Origin of the sequence: Paracoccus haematequi, from assembly GCF_900631945.1 — a bacterium.
In the GTDB taxonomy this organism is placed as follows: Bacteria; Pseudomonadota; Alphaproteobacteria; order Rhodobacterales; family Rhodobacteraceae; genus Paracoccus; species Paracoccus haematequi_A.
In genome coordinates this window covers 1-333 of sequence record NZ_UZWE01000104.1, presented here as the reverse complement: position 1 = coordinate 333, position 333 = coordinate 1, and the positions used below count along the sequence as shown (strand labels likewise).

Genomic DNA, 333 nt, shown 5'->3' with positions numbered 1-333 from the left:
TGGCGATGCCGACGCCCAGTCGGTGGCGGAAAGCCTGGCCGGGATCGGCCGGGTCGCAGCGCAGGGAGCGCGCGAGACGGAGAAGGTCATGCATCGCCATCGCCTTTCCCGCCATGGCGCAGACGGGCGAGCAGCACCTCGATGAAGGCAGGTCCGAAGACGCCGACCAGATAGGCGGCCGATCCGGCCGCGCCCCCGGCCGGGATCGCCTCGGGCGGCAGGCCGAGCCAGCGGGTGATGATCGCCATCGACAGGCTCCCCATCCCGGCCGCGATCAGACCGCCGAGCAGGATGTGGCGCAGCGCGTCGCGCAGCCGCATCTTCGTGGTCAGC

Annotated in this window: 1 protein-coding gene; it reads right to left on the bottom strand. The window is 72.1% G+C overall.

Annotated elements, in window-relative coordinates; translation table 11 throughout:
• Positions 1-86 precede the first annotated feature (86 nt).
• Positions 87-333, bottom strand: a 247-nt coding sequence (locus tag PARHAE_RS20885) for a hypothetical protein (RefSeq protein ID WP_126156408.1), incomplete at its 5' end; no start/stop codon positions are given.